Source organism: Micromonospora pisi (assembly GCF_003633685.1).
Taxonomy (GTDB): domain Bacteria; phylum Actinomycetota; class Actinomycetes; order Mycobacteriales; family Micromonosporaceae; genus Micromonospora_G; species Micromonospora_G pisi.
The window spans coordinates 3,678,094-3,696,342 of the sequence record NZ_RBKT01000001.1 but is presented as its reverse complement, the minus strand read 5'-3'; the positions used below and the strand labels follow the sequence as shown (position 1 = coordinate 3,696,342).

Here is an 18,249-nt window from a genome sequence, read left to right as displayed (position 1 = left end):
GGCACGGGCGAGGGCGCCCGTCGGTCCGCTCAGACCTTGGTGAGTGTCTGGGTGGGCAGGCTTGCCTTCGGCACGCTCGGCTTGGGCACGGCCGCCGCCTGGACGGCTTCCTCCACCGCTGCCCGCTTACGGGCCCGGTGGGCGGCGACGTGCGAGCGGGTGGCGCACCGTTCCGAGCAGAACCGGCGGCAGCAGTTGGACGAGGTGTCCAGGTAGACGTTGCCGCAACGGTCGTCGGCGCAGACCCCGAAGCGCGCGCTGCCGTACTCGCAAAGCCAGACCGAGAGCCCCCATACCGCACCAGCCAGATACTCCGCGCTCACCGAGGCGCCACGGCTGCTCACGTGCATGTGCCAGTCGCTGGATCCGTGACCGGAAATGCGTGGCTGAACGGGAAAGGTCTCCAGCAGTGAGTTGAGTTCGGCGACCGCGTCCACGTCGCGGCCAGAGGTGCCGAATTCGAAGACGTCTCGGAGACGCTTCTGTGCGCGGCGAAATATCACCACGTCGCGTTCGGCCACCTCATCGCGCATCCAGAGGTTTTCGTCGGCGAAGAGCGCCTTCAGGTCGTCGAGGTCGTCCAGTCGCGCGTTGACAAGGTCAACTCCGGTCCGGGCGTACGCGTCGAAGTTCACCCGACAACCGTAGACGATTGGGGGCCGTAGTGGCGCGTCCCCGTAGTGACTGACAGCGGGCGTACGCATCGCTGATAAGGCTTTCACTTTGCGATTGACCGGCATGTGGCGAAGCAGCGACTCGGCGGCATACTTCGTCATCCGGAGCGGTGAATCGAGAAATGCCGGCATCGGGTATGGGTGGTCCGGAAAAATTCCCACAACGCGGCGAGCAGGGCCTTCGGCAAAGTCGCAACTTCCACGACGGGGGAGGCGAGGTGGTCGGCGGGCCGACCGAGGCGACCAATTCCATGATCACTTCGACTGGACGGGCTGTTCCGGACCTGCCCGCTGCCCGGCTCCAGTGGGTCGGCGGACGTTACGCTCCCAGCATGCGTTCGGTCATCCTCGCCGCCTCCCGGTCATCCCGGGTCGAGCGGCTCGTCGAAACGGCCCCGTTCACCCGGGACGTCGTACGCCGGTTCGTCGCCGGCACCACCACGGACGACGCGCTTCGTGCCACCCACGAACTCGTCGGCAGCGGGCTGACGGTAACCCTCGACTACCTCGGCGAGGACACCGTGACCCCGGAGCAGGCCACCGCCGTCCGGGAGGAGTACCTCACCCTGCTGACCGTGCTCGCCGGCGCCGACCTGACCTCGGGCGCGGAAGTCAGCGTCAAGCTCTCCGCCCTCGGCCAGAAGTTCGACGAGAAGCTCGCCTACGACAACGTACGGGCGATCTGCGCCGCGGCGGCGGCGGCCGGCACCACGGTCACCCTCGACATGGAGGACCACACCACCACCGACTCGACGCTGGACATCCTGGCGCGGCTGCGCAAGGACTTCCCGTCGACCGGCGCGGTGCTCCAGGCGTACCTGCGGCGGACCGAGGCGGACTGCCGGGAGCTGGCCACCGCCGGTTCCCGGGTACGGCTCTGCAAGGGCGCGTACAAGGAGCCGGAGTCGGTGGCGTACCAGTCGGCGCGGGACGTGGACAAGTCGTACGTGCGCTGCCTCAACATCCTGCTCTCCGGAGCCGGTTACCCGATGCTCGCCACCCACGACCCGCGGCTGATCGCGATCGGCCAGGACCGGGCCCGCTGGTTCGACCGGTCGCCGGACGAGTTCGAGTTCCAGATGCTCTACGGCGTCCGGCCGGACGAGCAGGCCCGGCTGGCGGGCGAAGGTCACACGGTCCGGACCTACCTGCCGTACGGCAGCGACTGGTACGGCTACCTGATGCGCCGGCTCGCCGAGCGTCCGGCGAACCTGGTCTTCTTCGCCCGCGCGCTGATCTCCAGGAAATGATTTGTTCGGAGGGGTGGGCGCGGTAGTCGGTGGTCGGGCTGAATGGGCCGGGTCGTCGGTGGTCGGGCTTGGGTCGGTGGTTGAGCTGGGCGGGGGCCGAGTGGGGTACGGGCGATCGACGTACGGGGACCACGCGGGCGTCTGACGTACAGGTGCATGTCGTACTCTCGCGTGGATGATCGACGGGGTGGACACGCGGCCGGTACGACGGTGGCGTTGGCCGTTGTGGGTGGCGCTCGGTGTGGTCGGGGTGCTGCTCTTCTGCGGGATGCCGGCGGGTCTGGTGGCGGTGCTGATCGCCCGTACACCCGAAGTGGTGGGGCTGCCCGGCACGGTCGCCAGCGCAACCCCGGCACGCAGCCCGGAGGCGGGCGACTCGATCGAGATGACCGCGGCCTGGCTGGGTGAGCGGATCGACGTGTTGCTGGCGCAGCAGGCGCAGGCCCTGCTCCGCGGCGACGAGCAGGGCTTTCTCGCGGTGGCCGACCCGACCTCCCCGGCCGCGGCCGATCTCAAGCGGCAGTTCAACGTGCTCCGGGCGATGAAGGTGGCCGCCTGGGATCCGTCGCGCAACGGCCCCCCGGCCCAGATGACCAACAACACCACCGAGTGGCGGGTGCTGGTCACCATCGAACACTGCTTCGTGGTGCCGGAGTGCCGTCCCGGGCCGGTGACGATCGGGACCCGGTGGGCCGACAGGGGGCCGCAGCCGCGTCTGGTCGCCGTCGAGCCGTCGATGTCCGGAGTGGAGGGGCCCCGGCCCTGGGAGGTCACCGACCTCGCGGTGGCGGTCGGCGCCCGGACCGTGGTCGCGGTGCCGCAGAGCGTACGCAGCCAGCTGCCGGACCTGCTCAAGACGGCCGAACAGGCGGCCACGGTCGCGGACCGTTACGCGGTCGACGGCTCGCCACCGGACGTCTACCGGATCTTCTACGCCCTCAAGCCCGAGTGGGATCGCTGGTACGGCGGCGGCCGTCCGGTCTGGACCGGTGGTTACGCGGTCGGCATCGGCGGAGGCCGGTTCGACGTGGTGCTCAACTCCGACGGGCTGCACCGGACCGCCATCGACGACCTGCTCCGGCACGAGATGACCCACGCGGCCTCGCTACCCGAACGCGGCCACGCCAGCACCGGGAACTGGTGGCTGGTCGAGGGGATCGCCGAGTACGCCGGCGCCGGCGGTCGCCCGGTCAAGGAGTACGAGCGGCTGCCGGACGTGGTTCGGCTGCTCGGTGTCCGCTCGGGCGGCTGGAACGGCAGACTGGAATCGCTCGAGCCGCCCACGAGTTCGGAGGACTGGCGCGTCTCGGGGAGCTACGGCGTCGGTTACCTGGCCGCCCGCTACCTCGCCGACCGGTTCAGTGAGGAACGGCTGCTCGCCTTCTTCAAGGCGGTGGTGCACGACGGTCGCGCCGAGGCCGACGCGAGCCGTGAGGTGTTCGGGGTCGAGTGGAGCACCCTGCACGAGGAGTGCGTGGCGTACCTGCGTACCGCTCGCTGAGCGGGTGAGCGGCGGGCGTACCGCGCGTCGCGCCGCTCGTACCGGGGGCGTTGCTCGTAGCATGAGCCCGTGAGTCGCGTTCCGTCGCCGCACGCGTACGCACCGTCGCGGCCCCTCCTGCCCGCTCTCGTCGCCGGCTCGGTGGTCCTGGTCAGTCTCGGTGCCGTCGCCTGCGGTGACGAGGCGGCGCCCGTCGCGCTCGGCAGCGTCTCCCGGGCCAGCGTCGCGGAACTCGTCGACGCCCCGGCCAATGTCACCGCGCGGGCCGTGGCGACCGTCAGCGCACCCGCCGACGGCCTCCTGGCCGACCTGCGGGTCGAACCCGGTGCCACGGTCACCGCCGGCCAGATCCTCGCCGTGATCGACTCACCCGGCGCCCGGAACCGGCTCAAGCAGTCCGAACAGGCACTCGACTCGGCCCGGCGGGCCGGACAGGGCACCGGCGGCATTCGACGGACCGAGCTGACCCGCAGCCAGCGGGCCACCGACCAGGCTGCGGCCCGTGCCTTCGCAGCCGCCCGGGACGCCGCCGGGAAGATCACCGAACCCGGGCTCCGCGATGCCCAGCTCCACCAGGTACGGGCCGCCGAACAGCAGTACGCCACCGCCGCCCGCGCCGCCAACCAGGCCGTACGCGCCGCCCAGCGGGGAGTTGCCCAGCTCAATGCGGCCGTCGGTGCACTGACCGCCGCGCAACGGGTCCAGGCGCAGCAGGCGTACGAGCTGGCCCGGGCGACGGTGGACGCACTGACCCTCCGGGCACCGGTCGGCGGAGTCGTCCAGTTCGGCGGGACCGGCGACGGCACCGGCCCCGGCGGCACCCTCGGCGACCTGCTCGGCGCGGCCGGCCTCAGCGGCGGGGCCGGCGGCGAGCGGCGGACGGCCGGCCCGGCGGTGCCCGGCGTCGACGAGGCGGTTCCGGTGGGCGGCCGGGTCACCGCCGGTACACCGATCATGACGGTGGTGGACGTCGCCGAACTCGGACTGGTCGCCGAGGTGGACGAGACCGATGTCCTGCTGGTCACCCCCGGGCTCCCGGCCGCCGTCGAGTTCGACGCCGCCCCCGGGGCCACGTACGACGCCCGGGTGCGGGCGGTCGACGTACTGCCGGCCGCTGGCGCGGGGGCCGGCGTCGGTTACCGGGTCCGGCTCACCCTGGCCGGCGGGCGGTTCGTCGACGGCCGCCCCGCCCCCGCTCCCCGCCCCGGCATGAGCGCCCTGGTCCACCTGCGCGTACGCCAGGCCGACGACGTGGTGACCGTGCCGGCCGCCGCGCTCTTCTCCGAACAGGGACGGGACAACGTCTGGCTGGTCCGTTCCGGCCGGGCCGAACGGGTCCCGGTGACCGTCGGTGTCCAGGGCACCGAACTCGTCCAGATCCTCGACGGCGTGCAGCCGGGGGAACGGCTCGTGGTCGGTGGCACCGACCGGATCCGTACCGGACAGCAGATCTCTTGACCCGGTCGGCGGTGCACCTGAACCGGGACGAGCCGGCGGTCGAGGCGATCGACGTGGTACGGAGCTACGACCTCGGCGCGGGTCGGGTAGCGGCACTGCGGGGAGTCTCACTGCGGATCATGCCGGGGGACCATCTCTCGATCGTCGGGCCGTCCGGCTCCGGCAAGTCGACCCTGATGCACCTGCTCGGTGGCCTGGACCGCCCGACCGGCGGTGAACTGCGCATCGGCGGTCGAGACATCCGTACGCTGACCGCGCCGGAACTGGCGGACCTGCGCAACCGCACGATCGGTTTTGTGTTCCAGTCGTTCCACCTGCTGCCCCGGACGAGCGCGGTGGAGAACGTGGCGCTCCCCCTGGTCTACCGGGGGACCGGTGCCCGGCAGCGGCGCGCCCGCGCGGTAGAGACGCTGACCCGGGTCGGGCTGGGGCATCGGCTCGACCACCGGCCGAACCAGCTATCCGGCGGTGAACAGCAGCGGGTGGCGATCGCCCGCGCGCTGGTCACCGACCCGGCCGTCCTGCTCGCCGACGAGCCGACCGGCAATCTCGACAGCGTTACCGGCGAGTCCGTCCTGGCGTTGCTGGAGGAACTGAACACCGAGCGCGGGGTCGCGGTCGTACTGGTGACGCACGACCGGTCACTGGCCGCCCGTACGCGGCGACAGGTCATCATCCGGGATGGGTTGATCGCCACCGACTCCCCGGTGCCGCCGAGAGCCGTCGCGGCACCTGAGATAGTGGACGCCGCTCCCAGCGCGGAGCCCCGGTTCGCGTCCGGAAGCGAGTCGGGGCACCCGTCCGGTGGCTCCGGTGGCGCCGCCGGAGCCACCGGGCGCCTTCGCCCGTCCCATCCCCTCCCCATGCCGCGACGCGGCGGCAGCCGATGAGGCGGGGACATCATGCGGCTGGCTGAGGGCTGGCGGGTGGCCCGGAACGCGTTGCGGTCCAACCGGACGCGCAGCGGACTGACCATGCTTGGTGTGATCATCGGCGTCGCCGCCGTGGTGCTGCTCGTGGCGATCGGCACCGGCGCGAAGCGCGAGGTGGAGGAGCAGGTCGAGGGCCTCGGGTCGAATCTGCTCGTGGTGGTCCCCGGTCGACTCGACTTCGGTGCGGCGCCCGCGGTGTCCCGGCTCGACCTGTCGGACGTCGCCGCGGTGTCCCGGGTGGTCGGCGACCCGGGGCGGGTCACCGCCACGGTCGCCTCCGGCGAGACCGTACGGGCCGGCTCCCGGTCGGCGTTCGGCACCGTGCAGGGGGTGCTGGAGACCACCCCGAGGGTCTTCGTACGCGACGTCGCCCGGGGCACCTACTTCAGGGCCTCCGATGTGGACGGGGCGCGTCGGGTGGCGGTGCTCGGCTCGACCGTGGCCGCGACGCTCTTCGGTGACCGGGACCCGGTCGGTCAGCAGATATCGATCGCCTCGGTGCGGTTCCGGGTGATCGGCACCTTCGCCCCGCTGGGGCAGAGTCTCGGCGTGGACCGGGATGGCGAGGTACACGTACCGATCACCGCCGCGCACCGGCTCTACGGCACGTCGAGGATCGACGGGATCGCGGTACGGGCACCGGATCGCGAGCGGATCAGCGAACTGGGGGACCGGATCGTCGGCGAGTTGACCGCCCGGCATCCGGACACCGAGTTCAGTGCGGTGACCCAGGAGCAGATTCTCGGCGTACTCGGCGACATCCTCGGCGTACTGACCGGGGTGCTGGCCGCGATCGCCGGGGTCTCGCTGCTGGTCGGCGGCGTCGGCGTATCCAACATCATGCTGATCTCGGTACGCGAGCGGACCCGGGAGATCGGTCTGCGCATGGCGGTCGGTGCCCGTCCCCGGGATATCGGTCTGCAGTTCCTGCTGGAGGCGGTGCTGTTGACCACGCTCGGTGGGGTGGCCGGGGTGGCGCTCGGCATTACCGGGGCGTGGTCGGTGGCCGCACTCTCCCCGGTTCCGGCGACGGTCACCGGTTGGTCGCTGGCGCTGGCCTTCGGGGTGTCGGCGGTGGTGGGGATCGTCTTCGGTGTGCTGCCGGCGCGGCGGGCCGGCCGGCTCGACCCGGTGGTCGCCCTGCGCGCGGAGTGACCGGCAGCTCACCCACCGTTTGTTGTTCGGCCGTCGGCTTTCTGTCCCCTGCCGAGTGGAAAATGCCTGCTCGGGGCGGTGTGGCAGCTTGACGACATATGATCAACAGCGTGAAGGGATCGCGCAGGTCACAGCCGTCCCGCTACCGTACTGGTAACACGCGCGTTGCCCACCGTGGCGCGGGAGCAGCCTGCCCGGGGGCGCGCGCCGGGGAATGGGATGGGTCGGTGGGCCATGACGGGATCACCACAGTCCGACGCTCGGCTGTCGGAGGTCAGGTTCCTGACCGTCGCCGAGGTGGCGACGCTGATGCGGGTTTCGAAGATGACCGTCTACCGGCTCGTGCACTCCGGTGAACTCACCGCGGTGCGGGTCGGCCGGTCGTTCCGGGTGCCGGAGCACGCGGTGCACGAGTACCTGCGCGGGGCGTTCCAGGAAACGGCCTGACCCACGGAGGACTCCGGTCAGCGTCCTGCCGACGCAGGCCGGGGTGGTCGTGGCCGGCGCCGTGACAGGTGTGCATGGGGCCGCGTTGGTCCTGTGCAGGGGCGACGGCTACCCTGGACCGCGACCGTGATCCCACCTTGGTGCGTCCAACACCCACCGGCCGGATCCGGTCCGTTGTCCAGCTCGGTTTCCGGAGACATCCCACGATGGCTCCCGGACCGACCCGCACGTTGTATCGGAAGGGCTGTCGTATGGGCTCGGTGGTCAAGAAGCGCCGCAAGCGCATGGCTAAGAAGAAGCACCGCAAGCTGCTGCGCAAGACCCGCGTCCAGCGTCGCAAGCTCGGCAAGTGACCAGGGCCGGGCCAACGCCCGGCCAATGGCACCACTTGCCACCCGTAGACCCTCGGAGGCACCCGTGACATGGTCGCGGTGGTCTGGGCGTCAGCGCCCGTACACGCTGACGAGGAGCATGGGATGACCCCCGGCGGCACCTCAGGTGCACCGGGGGTTGTCGTCGTGACCGGCGTCAGCCGCTACCTCGGCGCCCACGTCGCGGCCCGCCTCGCCGCCGATCCACGGATCGAGCGGGTGGTCGGGCTCGACGCCGCTGACCCGTCCCCCGAACTGGCCCCCCTGCTCGACCAGGTCGAACGGGTACGCGCCGACGTGGCCTCGGTCGGCACCGTCATCGACGAGCTGGGTGCCGACTCGGTGGTCCACCTCGCCCTCGTGACCGCCCCCGACCAGCAGCACGGCGGGCGGGCGGCGATGAAGGAACAGAACGTCATCGGCACCATGCAGCTGCTCGCCGCCTGCCAGCGGGCGCCCCGGCTGCGCCGGCTGGTGGTCCGTTCCTCCACCGCCGCCTACGGGGCCTCGTTCCGTGACCCGGCCGTCTTCACCGAGGAGACCGAGCCGCACGCGGTGCCGCGCGGCGGATTCGCTCGCGACATCCTCGACATCGAGGGCTACGTACGCGGCTTCCGGCGGCGTCGACCCGACGTCACCGCCACCGTGCTGCGTTTCGCCCCGTTCATCGGCTCCACCGCCGACACCACCCTCACCCGCTATTTCGCCCAGCGGGTCGTGCCGACCGTGCTCGGCCGGGATCCCCGGTTGCAGTTCCTGCACATCGAGGACGCGCTCGAAGTGCTCCACCGCTCGGTGACTGAGGAACACGGCGGCACGTACAACGTCGCCGGGCCGGGGGTGCTCGCGCTGTCGCAGGCGATCCGGCGATCCGGGCGGGTCGCCGTACCGGTGCTGGAACCCGGTCTCTCCGGCGCCGCCGGCATCGCCCGTACCCTCGGCTTCGGGCGCTACGGCCTGGACCAGGTCGACCTCTTCGTGCACGGCCGGGTGGTCGACACCACCCGCCTGACCACGGAATACGGCTTCACCCCGCGTTCCACGGCGGTGGCGTTCGACGACTTCATCAGCGGCCACACCGACCGCACCGTGGTCCGCGCCGAGCAGCTCGCCGCCGCCGAACAGGCGATCCTCGACCGGATTCGTCAGGTCCGCACCGCGGTGGCCAACCCGTCTGGAGCAGCGACCACCGGTGAGTGACCGTAGATGAGTGAAAACGGGCGGACGCCCGCACCCGAGCCGATCGGCTCGGCGGTCACCGACCAGCCGGGCGACATCTGGGATCGGCGCGTCGCGTCCGGGCTCGCCTTCCTCCGACGCCGTCTCGCCGGTCAGTACGAGATCGACGACTTCGGCTTCGACCCCGAGCTGACCGACCGGGTCATCCACCCACTGCTGCGTCAGCTCTACCGGGAATGGTTCCGTACCGAGGTCAGCGGGGTGGAGAACCTGCCGGCCACCGGCGCCGGCCTGGTCGTCGGCAACCACTCCGGAACGGTCGCGCTGGACGCGTTGATCCTCTCCGCGGTCCTGCACGACCACCACCCGGCCCGCCGCTATCTGCGCCTGCTCGGCGCCGACATCGTGTTCCGGATGCCGGTCGTCTCCGAACTCGCCCGCAAGACCGGCGGCACGATGGCGTGCAATCCCGACGCCGAGCGGCTGATGGGCCGGGGCGAACTGGTCGGCGTCTTCCCCGAGGGCTTCAAGGGCGTCGGCAAGCTCTACGCCGACCGCTACAAGCTGCAACGATTCGGCCGGGGCGGATTCGTCTCGGCGGCGCTGCGTACCGGCACCCCGATCATTCCGGTGGCGATCGTCGGCGCCGAGGAGACGTACCCGATGCTCGCCGACATCAAGCCGCTGGCCCGGCTGCTCAAGCTGCCGTACTTCCCGGTGACGCCGACCTTCCCGTGGCTCGGCCCACTCGGCATGGTGCCGCTGCCGAGCAAGTGGCTGATCGAGTTCTGCCCGCCGATCTCGACCGAGGGGATGGCCGACCAGGCGGACGACCCACTGGTCGTGTTCAACCTGGCCGACCAGGTACGCGAGACCATCCAGCAGACCCTGCACCAGCTACTGGAACGCCGCCCGGACCCGTTCGGACCCTGACCGACCACCCCACCCCGGCAGCCGACAGCCGGGCGGGCTCGACGGTCAGCGCAGGGTGCGCAGGTCCAGCGCGTGCCACGCGGTGATGTCGCTGCCCCCGGTGGACCACCAGAGGATGCCGTCGCGGCAGAGCACCAGACCGCTGCCCTCGGCCACCACCACGGTCCGCTGGTCACGCGCGTCGTACAGCAGCAGTTGCTGATTGTCCGTGGCCGTACGCTGCGCGTCGGCGAGGGTGACCACCTCGAACCGGTCGAGGACCGCGACGTCGATGACCGCCGCCGTGGCCACTCCACCGGCCACCCGCTGCCGGCCTGTGCCGTCCGGTCGCATCAGCTCGATCCGCCCCGGCCCGTCGGCGGCGAGCACCAGCACCCGGCACCAGGTGGGGCTACAGGTGACCAGCTCGGAGCCGGTCGCATCGACCTCGATCACCTTGCGCTGGTCGAGGTTACGCAGCAGGACCGGCCCGCTCGCCCCGGCGCCCGCGCTGGCCAACCACGGGTACGCGGAGATGGACCACGCGCCCTGCTCGGTACGGACCGAGACCGGCCCACCGGCGAGCGCCACCGAACGGATCTCCGTCGCGGGCTCCTCACCCGGGGCCGCTGCCGCCCAGTACAGCCTTCCCGAGTGGATGACCATGTCGTACTGCGAGTTCATGAAGACCATGGCGCCGGTGTCGGTGGTGAGCCGCCGGGCCGGCCCGGCCGAGGCGACATTCGTCGTCCACAGTTCGGTCCGACCGACGCCGTCCTCACCCGAGGTCGACTCGGCCCAGGCCAACTGGTCACCGTCCCGGGTGAAGCCAATGAACTGCGGTGCGTCGGCGATCGGGAGCCGGCGCAGTTCGCGGACCGCCCCGTCCGCAGCCCGCAGCACCAGCCGCAGGTCCGTCCCCTCCGGGCTCGGTGCGGTACCGACCGAGGTGCGCGCGTCGAGAAAGTGGACCGGACTGTAGGCCGGGCCGTCCGGAAGGGACGCCGGGATCTCCACCGGTTGGCTGTCCGGCCAGACCTCCGCGAAGGTGCTGACCTTCGGCCCGGGTGCCGGGTCGCTGGTGGCGGCCGGCAGGGCGAGCAGGACCCCACCGGCGGCCAGGGCCGCAGCGAGGCCGACCAGTTGCCGGCGTACCGGCCCGGTGGCGTTCACCGGCTCTGCCGGCGGCGTCGTACCGCGAGTCCCGCGGTCACCGCCCCGGCGAGCAGGCCGGCGGCGACCGTCGACGGCACCGCGATCCGGGCGGCCTTCAGACCGGTACGGAAGTCACGCACCTCCCAGCCGCGCATCCGTGCGGTCTGCCGCAGTGCGTTGTCCGGGTTGATCGCCACCGCCCGACCGACGACGGAGAGCATCGGCAGATCGTTGGAGGAGTCGCTGTACGCCACGCACCGGGCCAGGTCCAGTTGCTCCACGGCGGCGAGCTGACGTACGGCGTCCGCCTTGGCCGGCCCGTGCATCAGGTCACCGACGAGCCGCCCGGTGTACGCCCCGTCCTGCACCTCGGCGACCGTACCGATCGCACCGGTCAGTCCGAGCCGGGTCGCGATGACCCGACCGATCTCGACCGGTGCCGCGCTCACCAGCCAGACCCGCTGGCCGGCGTCGAGGTGCAGTTGGGCCAGGGCCCGGGTGCCGGCCCAGATTCTCGGCGCCATCAACTCGTCGAAGATCTCCTCGCTGAGCCGCTCCATGTCCTCCACCCGCCAGCCCTCGACGAAGGCGAGTGCGGCCTGCTTCGCATGGGACATGTCACCGGCGTGTTCGGTGGTGAGCAGCCGGAACCGTAGCTGCTGCCAGGCGAAGCGGGCGAGGTCGCCGGTGGTGAAATAGTTGCGCGCGGCGAGTCCGCGGGCGAACCAGTAGATCGAGGCGCCCTGCATCATCGTGTTGTCGACGTCGAAGAAGGCGGCGGCATTCTGGTCCGGGAGCGGGGCGAGGTTCGTCTCCAACTCCGTCGCGGCCCAGCCGGCGGTGTGACCATGTGCGTCCGTGCTGACGGTCACCTTTCGGGTGCGGGCCACCCGCGGACCTCCCTCCGATCGACCGAAACGGCGCGTGCCTCCAGCGAGCCTAACCGGGCCGGCCGCACCGGATGCCGCTCCCACACGTGGTGGGGGTCCAGACCAAGGTCTGGACCCCCACCACGGTTGCCTGAACTGTGCGGCGCTACCAGCCCCTACTCGGCCGGTCGGGCATCCACCGGAGCGGTCGTGTCGCCCGCCGGTTTCTTGAGGATCGTCCCCTGCTCCAACTGCCGTTCGGGGTCGCTGGTCGGCGTCAGCTCGGGTTCGGCCGACACCTCCGGACGGGGCGAAGCCGGGGTCCGGGTGTTCTGCGGCCGGCTTTCCTGGGAGGAACTCTGCTGCTGCCCGTTCGAGCTGCGGCTGCCGCCGCAGGCCCGTGGCAACGGCCCCAGGTTGTCGACCCGTGCGGCCGGGTCGGCGCCGCACTGGAGCGCGGCCCGGAGCAGGTCCGCCCGCCGGCCGATCGAGTCGAGCAGGGTGAGTGAGTCGGAGACCCGTTGGCTGTTGGCGGGGCTGGTGCTGTCCAACAACTCGGTGATCTGCCGCCGCTGCCCGGTGAGGAACGTACCGATCGCGTCGAGCGCCGCCGCGTCGCGACGCTGTGCGGCCGAGGTGTTGAGCAGTTTGATGCCCTGCCGGGTGTCCGCGTCCATATCGTCCAGGACAGCGGCGAATCCGACCCTGTCGTCCCGGACCGCGATCGCCTCGGCGAGCCGGGTCTGGGCGAAGTCGAGGAAGAGCTGTCCTCGGCTCAGGTCGGAGCTGGCCAGGGCGAGCTGGGCGCGTTCGGTGGAGCGCTTGACCCCGTACAGGGCGTCGCCGGGCAGGGCGTTCTCGCTCGCCGCCGACATTCCGGAGACCGCGATCGCGCCGACGGCCACGCCGACGATGATCGAGCCCCGGACCCGTGCCCGGGTTCGTTGGCCCCCTCGTGTCGCCCGGCTACCGGCGCCGCCGGTCCGCCGGGCGCCCTGCTCGGCCCCACCCGCGTTCTGCATTGCCGCCTGTTCGGCGGCGGCGAGCAGCATGATTCGCAGCTCGTCTCGGAACGTGGGGTCGACGTCGATGTCGACGGACGGCTGGGCACCACGTACCCGCTGCCCGACCGTCACCAGTTCGGCGAGGTCGTCGTCGACACGGGAGCGGATGTGGTGTCGACGGCCTCCGTTGGCTTCGTCGAGAAGTTGCGCGAAGCGCTCGGCGCGCCAGCGGCGGAATATGTTCAGATTCACCGCGGGCACCTCCCTTCGCTGGTCACGGCCGTACGGGCGGCATCGTCGCCGACCGTGCGACGGCGGCTCGGGTCCGGGCCGCGTCGGTTGCGACCAACTCAGTCGGCCGGACCGACGGGCCGGCGGTTTGCCTGGGCAACCGCCCGTCGCACCGGGACAAACGCCCGGTAAGCCCGGCCGGTTACGGGCCGTTCGGTTCCACTATCACGATGAGTGATCGGTGTTGCCGCGACTGAGTAACCAGGATCGGCTGGACTCACGGCTGAAATCCGTCCGGCAGCAGCCGGGCCAGGGCGCGTACGGCCCGGTACTGGAGCGCCTTGATCGCGCCCTCGTTCTTCCCCATGGTCTGGGCCGTCTCCGCGACCGAGAAGCCTTGGAGGAAGCGGAGCACGATGCACTCCTGCTGTTCGGGGTTGAGTTGCTTGACCGCGCCGAGCAGGGCCATGTTGGTGATGTGTTCGACCACTGCGGACTCCGGGCTTCCTTCCGGCCCTCGATCCTCACGGTCAGCATCCAGAACGTCACCCGTAGTAACTTCGAGGCGGTAGCGTCCGGACTTGAAGTGGTCCGCCACCAGGTTCCGGGCAATCGTCACCAGCCAGGCGCCGAGGTCCCGGCCCTGCCAGGTGAAGCTGCCGATCCGCTTGAGGGCACGCAGGAAGGTGTCCGAGGTCAGGTCCTCGGCGAGCTGCCGGTTACCGACCCGGAAGTAGACGAACCGGAAGACGGTGTCCACGTACCGGTCGTAGATCAACCCGAACGCCTCGGACTCGCCCTGCTGGGCCCGCTCGATCAGCTTCCACACCTCGGTCGCCGGATCGGACGGATCCGGCCGGTCCGGGTAGCCGGTCGGTGGCGGCCCCGACGGTGCGGGCGCCGGATCGACGGCGGGCACGACCGGCAGGATCGCGGTCTCGGTCTCCGGCGCGTCCGGCCGTGGGCCGGTCTGACCGGGCCCCGGCTGGGCCGGCATCGTCGGCCGGGTCGGACTGGTCACCCGACCGCTGATCGGTCGGGCGTTGCTGCCCGGCGGCGTGTGCCGCGACGGCGTCTCGTTCGGGTGTGGTCTGTTCCTGGTCCGTTTCGGACTGCCCTCCCCGCGTACCGCGAGGCTCAGCATGTCGTCCATGGAGACACGCAGCTGGGTCAGCCCCTGGTTCAGGGCGACGCGGGCGGATCGGACCTCGCGGCTACGTGCCGCGTCCGCGTATCCGTAAGTGCTCACAGGCCCTCCCCGAGCCGGTACGCCAGCGGAACCGGTGGCCGCGATGTCGCGGCGGCGATGCCGCGACCCAGGCCTGGACCGGCACGATCCACCACACCGGCGGCAGACCGCCCCGGTTGGCGGCACGCACCCTTGAGGTGCTGGTGCAGTGCAGTTACAGGCACGGCGGCCTCCTCGGGCTGAGGGGTGTCGACTCACAGCAAAAGGGGTGAGCCGACCCGAGTGATGATAGGGCCAACGTCACCCACGCGTGGCGAGTCCGTTACACAGAGCCAAAGTATTTCCCAGATTTGCCCAGATGGACCGGACCAATTGTGCGTTGTCGGATCCCGGACAGTCCGGTCACGAGGGGTGTGACCTGCTAAAACACCGCAACACGCCGAAAGGCAGCACGACTTGGCGTGCCGCCGGCAAAGGTGCTAGCGGTGGTAGTTGGTCCCGGCGGTGATATTTCCACGCGGGGACGTGGTCTCGTGGACGGTACCGTGACGCACCGGTGGTGTCGAGGGGCCGTCTGTCATCGATGTGCGGGACCGGTCGGGGCGGGTCTGTGCCAGACTTCTGCGATCAGTGCCGGACCTGGGAGAACACCATGGCGAGCGAACCGCGACTGACTCTCATCACCCGCCCCGGGTGCCACCTGTGCGAGGTGGCGAAGGAAGCCATCGACCGGGTGGTGGCGGCCACGGGTGACCGTTGGGTCGAGGTGGACGTCAGCGGTGATCTCGAACTCGAACGCGAGTACGGCGACCGTGTGCCGGTGGTGCTGCTCGATGGCAAGGAGCACGGCTACTGGCGCGTCGAGGAAGCCCGCCTCCTCCGCGACCTGACCCCCACCACCCCCTAACCACCCCACCCCCACCCGCCCCTGGCCCCCACCCCGGCTCGTCGATCTAGGGCAAGTCCCTGCTTGTTGATCTCTGGCGACGACAATTCGCCCTAGATCGACGGGGAGGGGGCGGGGGAGGCGGGGAGGCGGGGGAGGGGAGGGAGGCGGGGGAGGGTGGGGAGGTGATCGCGTTATTGTTTCGCGATGGCATTGGCTCGTATGCACCTGGTCTGGGACTGGAACGGCACTCTGCTCAATGATCTGAGTCTGGTCGTCGAATCGACCAATGTCGTCTTCGCCAGCGTCGGTGGCCCCGCGGTGACCCTGGACGAGCACCGGCAGTCGTTCCGCCGCCCGATCGCCGACTACTACGCCGAGGTGCTCGGGCGCGCGGTCGACGCCGACGCGTTCGGCTCACTCGACAAGATTTTCCACGACGCGTACCGGACCGGGTTGACCACCTGCGCGCTGGCCGACGACGCGACCGCCGCGATGCGGTCCTGGAACGGCACCCAGTCGCTGCTCTCCATGTGGTTCCACGAGGAACTGGTTCCGGCCGTCGAGACGTACGGGCTGACCGGCATGTTCAGCCGGGTCGACGGCCTGCGGGGGACCATCGGCGGCGACCACAAGGCCGCGCATCTGGCGCGGCACCTGGCCGAACTCGGCATCGACGGTGAGTCGGTGGTGCTCATCGGCGACTCGGTCGACGACGCCGACGCCGCCGAATCCGTCGGTGCCGACTGTGTCCTCTATACCGGGGGCTTCACCGACCCCGCCCGACTGCGTGCCTCCGGCCGGCCGGTCGCCGACACCCTCACCGAGGCGGTACGACTGGCGGCTCAACCCCGCAGGTAGGTCAGCACCGCCCGGACCCGGCGGTGCTGTTCGTCGTCGGGCGGGAGGTGGAGCTTGGTGAAGATGTTGCGTACGTGCTTCTCCACGGCGCCGTCGCTGACCACCAGGGCACGGGCGATCGCGGTGTTGGAGCGGCCCTCGGCCATCAGACCGAGCACTTCGCGCTCACGTGGGGTCAGCTCGCGCAGCGGATCGTCCCGGCGACGGCGGACCAGCAGCTGCCCGACGACCTCGGGGTCCAGTACGGTGCCGCCGCCGGCGACCCGGCGGAGCGCGTCGAGGAACTCGTCGATCGCGGCCACCCGGTCCTTGAGCAGGTAGCCGATTCCGCCGCCAGCGCCCGGCCCGGGGTTGACCGTGGCGAGCAGGTCGTCGGCGTACGACACCTCGACGTACTGGGAGAGGACCAGGATCGGGGCCCGGGGGACCAGTCTGCGTGCCTCCACCGCCGCCCGGAGACCTTCGTCGGTGTGGGTCGGGGGCATCCGTACGTCGACGATGGAGACGTCCGGGCGGTGCGCGACCACGGCCTCGACCAGGGTGGTGCCGTCTCCGACCGCGGCCACCACTTCGTGCCCGTGCTCGGTCAGCAGCCGGGCCAGCCCCTCTCGGAGCAGGAAGGCGTCGTCGGCGATCACAACCCGCATGGCTCGGTTGTCTACCACGTCGCCGTCCGTCGTGCTGTCCGGCGTACGGATCGGTGTGTCCTCGTTCAGCACGGAAGCTCGGCCCGTACCTCGGTCGGGCCACCGGCCGGGCTGATCACGGTGAGCGTGCCGCCGGTGGCACGTACCCGGTCGGCGATGCCGGCGAGGCCGTGCCCCTTGGAGAGGTGGGCGCCACCTTCGCCGTCGTCGACCACCGCGATGCTCAGCTTCCGGTCGGCGCGGGTGACGGTGAGCCAGCACTCGGTGGCCCGGCTGTGCTTCGCCACGTTGGTCAGGGCTTCGGCCACCACGAAGTAGGCGGCGTTCTCCACCGCCGGGTCGAGGCGGCCGACGGGCGTACCGAGTTCGGGGTCGACGGTGAGTTCGACCGGGATCAGCCCGCGGCCGGCGAGGGCGGCCAGGGCGCTGGGCAGTCCCCGGTCGACCAGGATCGGTGGCGCGATGCCCCGGGAGAGGGCGCGCAGTTCGGCGAGGGTGTCCCGGGTCTGGGTGAGCGCCTCGTCGAGGGTGCGCCGGGCCGCGTCCGGGTCGGTGGCGAGCTGGTGCTGGGCGCGGCTGATGTCCATGGCGAGCCGGACCAGGCGCTGCTGCGGGCCGTCGTGGATGTCGCGTTCGAGTCGGCGCAGGGCGCTCGCCTCGGCGGAGACGGCGGCCCGCTTCTGCTCCTCGAGCACGGTGATCCGGTTGCGCATCTCGGCGACCCCGGTCAGCAGGGTGCGGCCGAAGCTGGCCTGGAGCAGTGCGCAGCCGCGGACCACGATCGGGAGGGTGATGAGGAAGAAGAGGCCGATGGCGCTGTTCAGGCCGATTCGGGCGCCGGCGGAGTCGCCGAGTCCGAGCAGTTCGTTCAGTCCTTCGTTCCCGTCGCCCTGGGGCAGGGTCCAGTCGTACGCCCAGTAGAGGGAGCCACCGATCGTGCCGGCCCACCAGACCACTGTGACGACGAAGGTGACCACCGCCACGACCAGCTTGCCCAGGCCGTGTGCCAGGTCGAGCCAGGACTGGCCGTCGGCGATCGGTACGAAGATCCGCCGCCAGGCGCTCGCCCCGGTCTCGGCGCTGCGGTACTGCGGGCGGACCCGGGGCTGGTGCAGTACGGCTGGGATACGCAGCCGTTCGATGTCGGCCCAGCCCCGCGCCAGGTAGAGGGTGCCGGCCAGGATCGGTAGGCCGATCACGGTCACCATGAGCCCCACGCCGAGCGCCAAGCCGGCGATCAATATGACGAAACTCGCCAGTGCGAGTGGGAAGCCGAGCAGCACGTACGCCGAATCGACGCCGAGCTGGCGCAGAATTGTCGCTTGCGCCGGTTCGGCGCTGGCGGTGACGGTGGTCATGTCTTCCACGCTAGGCAACCCGGTGGGTGGTTCCATATCCCGTCGGCCTGCCTATTTCCGGTAGGGCTGGCCTCACCCGGAGGCCCGCCGAGCAGGACTCGGGCAGTCGGCGAGGACCCACGATAGCTTGTCAAGTTGGCAAGAATAGTCGGAATTGAGTAATAATCGCC

General features: G+C 70.9%; 17 protein-coding genes and 1 pseudogene. 11 read left to right on the top strand and 7 right to left on the bottom strand.

What is annotated here, in order from left to right:
* Positions 1 to 29: 29 nt before the first annotated feature.
* Positions 30 to 635 carry a CGNR zinc finger domain-containing protein gene (locus BDK92_RS15465; RefSeq protein WP_121157351.1) on the bottom strand — a complete coding sequence of 202 codons (606 nt, stop codon included), beginning with the start codon at positions 633 to 635 and terminating at the stop codon, positions 30 to 32.
* Between the two features lie 371 nt (positions 636 to 1,006).
* Between BDK92_RS15465 and BDK92_RS15460 the strand changes: the two genes are divergently transcribed.
* From BDK92_RS15460 to BDK92_RS15420, 9 genes are all read left to right on the top strand, one after another.
* Positions 1,007 to 1,924, top strand: coding sequence for a proline dehydrogenase family protein (locus BDK92_RS15460; RefSeq protein WP_121162188.1), 918 nt, complete (start codon positions 1,007 to 1,009; stop codon positions 1,922 to 1,924).
* Between the two features lie 175 nt (positions 1,925 to 2,099).
* Positions 2,100 to 3,425 carry a hypothetical protein gene (locus BDK92_RS15455; RefSeq protein WP_121157350.1) on the top strand — a complete coding sequence of 442 codons (1,326 nt, stop codon included), beginning with the start codon at positions 2,100 to 2,102 and terminating at the stop codon, positions 3,423 to 3,425.
* Between the two features lie 69 nt (positions 3,426 to 3,494).
* Entirely contained in the window at positions 3,495 to 4,883 is a 1,389-nt protein-coding gene (locus tag BDK92_RS15450) for an efflux RND transporter periplasmic adaptor subunit (protein WP_121157349.1), read from the top strand.
* The gene (locus tag BDK92_RS15445; protein ID WP_246017050.1) at positions 4,880 to 5,773 is read left to right on the top strand and encodes an ABC transporter ATP-binding protein; all 894 of its coding nucleotides are present in this window, start codon (positions 4,880 to 4,882) and stop codon (positions 5,771 to 5,773) included. Before BDK92_RS15450 ends, BDK92_RS15445 begins: the two co-directional genes overlap by 4 nt.
* A gap of 12 nt (positions 5,774 to 5,785) precedes the next feature.
* Positions 5,786 to 6,970 (top strand): ABC transporter permease, encoded by a 1,185-nt coding sequence (locus BDK92_RS15440; protein ID WP_121157348.1) that lies wholly within the window; start codon positions 5,786 to 5,788, stop codon positions 6,968 to 6,970.
* Between the two features lie 234 nt (positions 6,971 to 7,204).
* Complete coding sequence (locus tag BDK92_RS15435) at positions 7,205 to 7,417, top strand: helix-turn-helix domain-containing protein (RefSeq protein ID WP_121157347.1); 213 nt, start codon at positions 7,205 to 7,207, stop codon at positions 7,415 to 7,417.
* A 251-nt stretch (positions 7,418 to 7,668) separates the two neighbouring features.
* Positions 7,669 to 7,770: a 30S ribosomal protein bS22 gene (locus BDK92_RS15430; protein ID WP_020520584.1), complete on the top strand. Its 102-nt coding sequence runs from the start codon at positions 7,669 to 7,671 to the stop codon at positions 7,768 to 7,770.
* A gap of 123 nt (positions 7,771 to 7,893) precedes the next feature.
* Entirely contained in the window at positions 7,894 to 8,988 is a 1,095-nt protein-coding gene (locus BDK92_RS15425) for an NAD-dependent epimerase/dehydratase family protein (protein WP_121162184.1), read from the top strand.
* Between the two features lie 6 nt (positions 8,989 to 8,994).
* A complete protein-coding gene (locus BDK92_RS15420; protein ID WP_121157346.1) occupies positions 8,995 to 9,900 on the top strand; it encodes a lysophospholipid acyltransferase family protein in 906 nt (301 codons plus the stop codon).
* A 45-nt stretch (positions 9,901 to 9,945) separates the two neighbouring features.
* On the opposite strand, the gene BDK92_RS15415 is transcribed toward BDK92_RS15420, so the two are convergent.
* From BDK92_RS15415 to BDK92_RS15400, 4 genes and pseudogenes are all read right to left on the bottom strand, one after another.
* The gene (locus tag BDK92_RS15415; protein WP_121157345.1) at positions 9,946 to 11,052 is read right to left on the bottom strand and encodes a hypothetical protein; all 1,107 of its coding nucleotides are present in this window, start codon (positions 11,050 to 11,052) and stop codon (positions 9,946 to 9,948) included.
* The gene (locus BDK92_RS15410) at positions 11,049 to 11,924 is read right to left on the bottom strand and encodes an HAD family hydrolase (RefSeq protein WP_121157344.1); all 876 of its coding nucleotides are present in this window, start codon (positions 11,922 to 11,924) and stop codon (positions 11,049 to 11,051) included. Before BDK92_RS15410 ends, BDK92_RS15415 begins: the two co-directional genes overlap by 4 nt.
* A 359-nt stretch (positions 11,925 to 12,283) precedes the next feature.
* Positions 12,284 to 13,159 (bottom strand): annotated as a pseudogene (locus tag BDK92_RS15405) (DUF5667 domain-containing protein); the annotation flags it as partial.
* A gap of 256 nt (positions 13,160 to 13,415) precedes the next feature.
* Positions 13,416 to 14,387, bottom strand: coding sequence for an ECF subfamily RNA polymerase sigma factor, BldN family (locus BDK92_RS15400; protein WP_425462235.1), 972 nt, complete (start codon positions 14,385 to 14,387; stop codon positions 13,416 to 13,418).
* Between the two features lie 592 nt (positions 14,388 to 14,979).
* On the opposite strand from BDK92_RS15400, the gene BDK92_RS15395 reads away from it, so the two are divergent.
* Positions 14,980 to 15,234, top strand: a complete 255-nt coding sequence (locus BDK92_RS15395) for a glutaredoxin family protein (RefSeq protein ID WP_121162180.1) — start codon at positions 14,980 to 14,982, stop codon at positions 15,232 to 15,234.
* Between the two features lie 186 nt (positions 15,235 to 15,420).
* Entirely contained in the window at positions 15,421 to 16,074 is a 654-nt protein-coding gene (locus tag BDK92_RS15390; RefSeq protein ID WP_121157343.1) for an HAD family hydrolase, read from the top strand.
* On the opposite strand, the gene BDK92_RS15385 is transcribed toward BDK92_RS15390, so the two are convergent.
* Both BDK92_RS15385 and BDK92_RS15380 read right to left on the bottom strand, forming a co-directional pair.
* Positions 16,059 to 16,721 carry a response regulator transcription factor gene (locus tag BDK92_RS15385; RefSeq protein ID WP_121162178.1) on the bottom strand — a complete coding sequence of 221 codons (663 nt, stop codon included), beginning with the start codon at positions 16,719 to 16,721 and terminating at the stop codon, positions 16,059 to 16,061. The two genes, BDK92_RS15390 and BDK92_RS15385, sit on opposite strands and share 16 nt — an antisense overlap.
* Before the next feature lie 65 nt (positions 16,722 to 16,786).
* Positions 16,787 to 18,079, bottom strand: a complete 1,293-nt coding sequence (locus BDK92_RS15380; RefSeq protein ID WP_121162176.1) for a sensor histidine kinase — start codon at positions 18,077 to 18,079, stop codon at positions 16,787 to 16,789.
* Positions 18,080 to 18,249: the final 170 nt, after the last annotated feature.